Source organism: Campylobacter concisus (assembly GCF_003049085.1).
In the GTDB taxonomy this organism is placed as follows: domain Bacteria; phylum Campylobacterota; class Campylobacteria; order Campylobacterales; family Campylobacteraceae; genus Campylobacter_A; species Campylobacter_A concisus_H.
This window is the reverse complement of record NZ_PIQX01000015.1, coordinates 1-5,000: the sequence shown is the minus strand read 5'-3', so window position 1 is coordinate 5,000 and position 5,000 is coordinate 1. Positions and strand designations below refer to the sequence as shown.

At 41.4% G+C, this 5,000-nt stretch carries 2 protein-coding genes, 2 tRNA genes and 3 rRNA genes (1 of these 7 running past the window's edge); 6 read left to right on the top strand and 1 reads right to left on the bottom strand.

Going from position 1 to position 5,000, the window contains the following annotated elements; all coding sequences use genetic code 11:
• The 6 genes from CVT13_RS10125 to CVT13_RS10715 form a co-directional block, all read left to right on the top strand.
• A 16S ribosomal RNA gene (locus CVT13_RS10125) occupies positions 1–244 on the top strand (it extends 1,267 nt beyond the left edge of the window).
• Positions 245–338: 94 nt separating this feature from the next.
• Positions 339–415: transfer RNA gene (locus CVT13_RS10120), tRNA-Ile, on the top strand.
• Positions 416–427: 12 nt separating this feature from the next.
• Positions 428–503 (top strand) — tRNA-Ala (locus CVT13_RS10115).
• Between the two features lie 326 nt (positions 504–829).
• Positions 830–3,733, top strand: a 23S ribosomal RNA gene (locus CVT13_RS10110).
• 133 nt (positions 3,734–3,866) lie between these two features.
• Positions 3,867–3,985: ribosomal RNA gene (rrf, locus tag CVT13_RS10105) — 5S ribosomal RNA — on the top strand.
• The 16S, 23S and 5S rRNA genes sit together here with 2 tRNA genes alongside, the layout of an rRNA operon.
• 222 nt (positions 3,986–4,207) lie before the next feature.
• Positions 4,208–4,651, top strand: coding sequence for a helix-hairpin-helix domain-containing protein (locus CVT13_RS10715; RefSeq protein ID WP_107812475.1), 444 nt, complete (start codon positions 4,208–4,210; stop codon positions 4,649–4,651).
• A 145-nt stretch (positions 4,652–4,796) separates the two neighbouring features.
• Here the strand turns inward: CVT13_RS10715 and CVT13_RS10510 are convergent.
• Positions 4,797–5,000, bottom strand: a 204-nt coding sequence (locus tag CVT13_RS10510; protein WP_234412013.1) for an Rrf2 family transcriptional regulator, incomplete at its 5' end; no start/stop codon positions are given.

Sequence of the window (5,000 nt, the reverse complement as noted above, 5' to 3'; positions counted from 1 at the left end):
GTCCCAGTTCGGATTGGAGTCTGCAACTCGACTCCATGAAGCCGGAATCGCTAGTAATCGTAGATCAGCCATGCTACGGTGAATACGTTCCCGGGTCTTGTACTCACCGCCCGTCACACCATGGGAGTTGATTTCACTCGAAGCCGGAATACTAAATTAGTTACCGTCCACAGTGGAATCAGCGACTGGGGTGAAGTCGTAACAAGGTAACCGTAGGAGAACCTGCGGTTGGATCACCTCCTTTCTAGAGTACGTATAGATATTCTCTCACAAGATATCTATAAGAAAGATATTCTCAATCATCCTTGTTTAGTTTTGAAAGATTGATAGACCTATAGGGGCCTATAGCTCAGCTGGTTAGAGTGCACCCCTGATAAGGGTGAGGTCACAAGTTCAAGTCTTGTTAGGCCCACCAGAGAATTTAATTGGGGAATTAGCTCAGCTGGGAGAGCGCCTGCTTTGCACGCAGGAGGTCAGCGGTTCGATCCCGCTATTCTCCACCATAAAATAGTTTAACTATATTAAGTCTAATTAGAGAGCTTAAAAATTAAACTTTCTAATTAGACTTTTGTCTAAATGTTCTTTTAATTAATATTGTTAATAGTCACAAGCAAGTTTTAAAAACAATTTTACAGGACTTGTTAAAGATTTAAATTTCTATTCTCTTTGCATTTAATGCAAAAGTTTGACATCACAATCTATTTAGGATTTAAAACTTATCTAAATAGTTGTCAATGCTTTCCGTCTTGAGAGCTAGAATTTAAATATAGTAACATAAAGTTATCTTTAACAAGGAAGTGATGCGAATTAGAATAATCTAATATAGAAAAGGTAAGCTACAAAGAGCAAGTGGTGGATGCCTTGGCTAGTAGAGGCGATGAAAGACGTGCCAGGCTGCGATAAGTCTCGGGGAGCCGTCAAGGGGCTTTGATCCGGGAATTTCTGAATGGGGCGACCCAGTTAAGCGCGAGCTTAACTACCTAATATGGAGCGAACGAGGGGAATTGAAACATCTTAGTACCCTCAGGAAAAGAAATCAAAAGAGATTACGCTAGTAGCGGCGAGCGAACGCGTAAGAGGGCAAACCGTTAGTTTACTAACGGGGTTGTAGGACTGCAATATAGACTAAACTTAGCTAATAGAATAATCTGGAAAGATTAAGCATAGAGGGTGATACTCCCGTATATGAAAGCTTTGTTTTACTTAGCAGTATCCTGAGTAGGGCGGAACACGTGATATTCTGTCTGAAGCTGGGTAGACCACTATCCAACCCTAAATACTACTACTAGACCGATAGCGCACAAGTACCGTGAGGGAAAGGTGAAAAGAACTGAGGTGATCAGAGTGAAATAGAACCTGAAACCATTTGCTTACAATCATTCAGAGCCCTATGATTTATCAGGGTGATGGACTGCCTTTTGCATAATGAGCCTGCGAGTTGTGATGTCTGGCAAGGTTAAGGAAACCCGGAGCCGTAGCGAAAGCAAGTCTTAATAGGGCGTTTAGTCAGACGTTGCAGACCCGAAACGATGTGATCTATCCATGAGCAGGTTGAAACCGGTGTAAGAGCCGGTGGAGGACCGAACCCGCTAGCGTTGAAAAGCTATGGGATGACTTGTGGATAGGGGTGAAAGGCCAATCAAACATCGTGATAGCTGGTTCTCTCCGAAATATATTTAGGTATAGCGTCATGTAGTAACACTAGGGGGTAGAGCACTGAATGGGCTAGGGCATACACCAATGTACCAAACCCTATCAAACTCCGAATACCTAGTGTGTAATCATGGCAGTCAGGCGGCGAGTGATAAAATCCGTCGTCGAGAGGGGAACAACCCAGACTAACAGCTAAGGTCCCTAAATCTCATTTAAGTGGAAAACGATGTGGAGTTACTTAAACAACCAGGAGGTTGGCTTAGAAGCAGCCATCCTTTAAAGAAAGCGTAATAGCTCACTGGTCTAGTGATTCTGCGCGGAAAATATAACGGGGCTAAAATGAGTACCGAAGCTTTAGACTTAGTTTTACTAAGTGGTAGGAGAGCGTTGTATTTGCGTTGAAGGTATACCGGTAAGGAGTGCTGGAGCGAATACAAGTGAGCATGCAGGCATGAGTAGCGATAATTGGGGTGAGAATCCCCAACGCCGTAAACCCAAGGTTTCCTACGCGATGCTCGTCATCGTAGGGTTAGCCGGGTCCTAAGCAAAGTCCGAAAGGGGTATGCGATGGAAAATTGGTTAATATTCCAATGCCAACTATAATGTGCGATGGAAGGACGCTTAGAGTTAAGCAAGCTAGCGGATGGTAGTGCTAGTCGAAAGGTATAGGTTAAGATCCAGGCAAATCCGGATCTTTTTAAGCCGAGACCCCACAGGCGTTTGAAATTCTTCGGAATGGATAGCGAATTGCCGATACTGTCGAGCCAAGAAAAGTTTCTAAGTTTAGTTATAGTTGCCCGTACCGTAAACCGACACAGGTGGGTGGGATGAGTATTCTAAGGCGCGTGGAAGAACTCTCTTCAAGGAACTCTGCAAAATAGCACCGTATCTTCGGTATAAGGTGTGCCTAACTTTGTGAAGGATTTACTCCGTAAGCATTGAAGGTTACAACAAAGAGTCCCTCCCGACTGTTTACCAAAAACACAGCACTCTGCTAACTCGTAAGAGGATGTATAGGGTGTGACGCCTGCCCGGTGCTCGAAGGTTAATTGATGACGTTAGCTCTGCGAAGCGTTTGATCGAAGCCCGAGTAAACGGCGGCCGTAACTATAACGGTCCTAAGGTAGCGAAATTCCTTGTCGATTAAATATCGACCTGCATGAATGGCGTAACGAGATGGGAGCTGTCTCGAAGAGGGATCCAGTGAAATTGTAGTGGAGGTGAAAATTCCTCCTACCCGCGGCAAGACGGAAAGACCCCGTGGACCTTTACTACAGCTTGACACTGCTATTGGGATAAAAATGTGCAGGATAGGTGGGAGGCTTTGATCCATAGACGCCAGTTTATGGTGAGCCATTGTTGAGATACCACTCTTTTTTATTCTGATAGCTAACTAGCTTGAGTTATCCTCAAGTAGGACAATGTCTGGTGGGTAGTTTGACTGGGGCGGTCGCCTCCCAAAATGTAACGGAGGCTTACAAAGGTTGGCTCAGAACGGTTGGAAATCGTTCGTAGAGTATAAAGGCATAAGCCAGCTTAACTGCGAGACATACACGTCAAGCAGAGACGAAAGTCGGTCTTAGTGATCCGGTGGTTCTGTGTGGAAGGGCCATCGCTCAAAGGATAAAAGGTACCCCGGGGATAACAGGCTGATCTCCCCCAAGAGCTCACATCGACGGGGAGGTTTGGCACCTCGATGTCGGCTCATCGCATCCTGGGGCTGGAGCAGGTCCCAAGGGTATGGCTGTTCGCCATTTAAAGCGGTACGCGAGCTGGGTTCAGAACGTCGTGAGACAGTTCGGTCCCTATCTGCCGTGGGCGCAAGAAGATTGAGGAGAGTTGACCCTAGTACGAGAGGACCGGGTCGAACCAACCACTGGTGTACGAGTTGTTCTGCCAAGAGCACCGCTCGGTAGCTATGTTGGGATGTGATAACTGCTGAAAGCATCTAAGCAGGAAGCCAACTCCAAGATGAATCTTCTTTTAAGAGCTCATATAGACTATGTGTTTGATAGGCTGGGTGTGTAATGGATGAAAGTCCTTTAGCTGACCAGTACTAATAGCTCGTCTGCTTATCTTTTAATAAGCATCACTTCCTTGTTAAGGATAAAAACTTAATAAGATATGTTTTTACAAGACTTTGTTTATGACTTTTAACTTTATCAAGTAGTGTTAAATAAGAGATTTATCTAATATATCTTTTATTTAACACTGCCCGTGACTATACAGACGAGGAAACGCCTTGCTCCATCTCGAACCAAGAAGCTAAGCTCGTCCTGGCTGATGATACTCTCCCTTACTGGGATGTTGGAAAAGTAGGTCGTTGCGGGCTTTGTTAATTTTAATATTCTTTATCTAAACAATTATCTTTTAAAATATTATTTCTTAATTTATAACAAAATATCAAATCTTACATTTATTTATATTTTTAAATAATCAGACTCTTTATCTCTATGCTTATAAATATCTCTTAGTTTATGCTTTTATACGAGTATTGACTAAAAACACCAAATATGATAGACTCCAAACCCAAATTTACCCAAAAAGGACAAAAATGAAAAAGATTATATTCTCACTATTAGCAGCAGCTTCTACATTACTAGCAGCCATAAATTTAAATACCGCCACAAAAGAAGAGTTAATGAGTTTAGATGGCATAGGATCTTCAAAGGCAGATGCAATAATAGAGTATAGAAAAGCGAATAAATTTAACTCAATAGAAGACATAAAAAATGTAAATGGTATAGGTGATAAGACATTTGAAAATTTAAAATCAGATATATCAGTATCAGGCACTACAAAGATAGATGACACAAAATCAAAAATAAAATCTAAAAAAGATGAGATAAAAGAAAAGGTAAGTAAAAAGAGTGATGAAGTAAAAGAGAAAAAAGATAGTGCTAAAGACGATAGTATAAAAGAGATAAAAGATAAGAAAGAAAAGCTAAAAGATAAAGCACAAAAGAGTAAAGCTAAAAAAGAGAAGAGTAAGGAGTAATAAATCTAGAAATTTGTAAAAATTCTTACATAAAGTATATAAAAATAGTTAGGAGCGCATAGCGTTCCTAATAAAAAATAGATTGGTTTTTATATATCTGCCTACTTTTTAAATTCTATAACCTAGTTTGCCTGTTTTTTAAATTTTATAAATTAATAAGCTCATCTAATAGATCTTGTAAAGTAATACTTCTTAAACTATCCTCTAAAGCTTCTTGTGCTTTTAGGAAGTGGGTGGTTAAGAGAGTTTCGATCTTGCCACCAAGTGGGCAGGCTTTGGGTGAGTCAGAGTGGATCTTGAAAAGTTTTTCTTTATCATTTACTGCGTTAAAAATTTGAAGGAGGGTTAG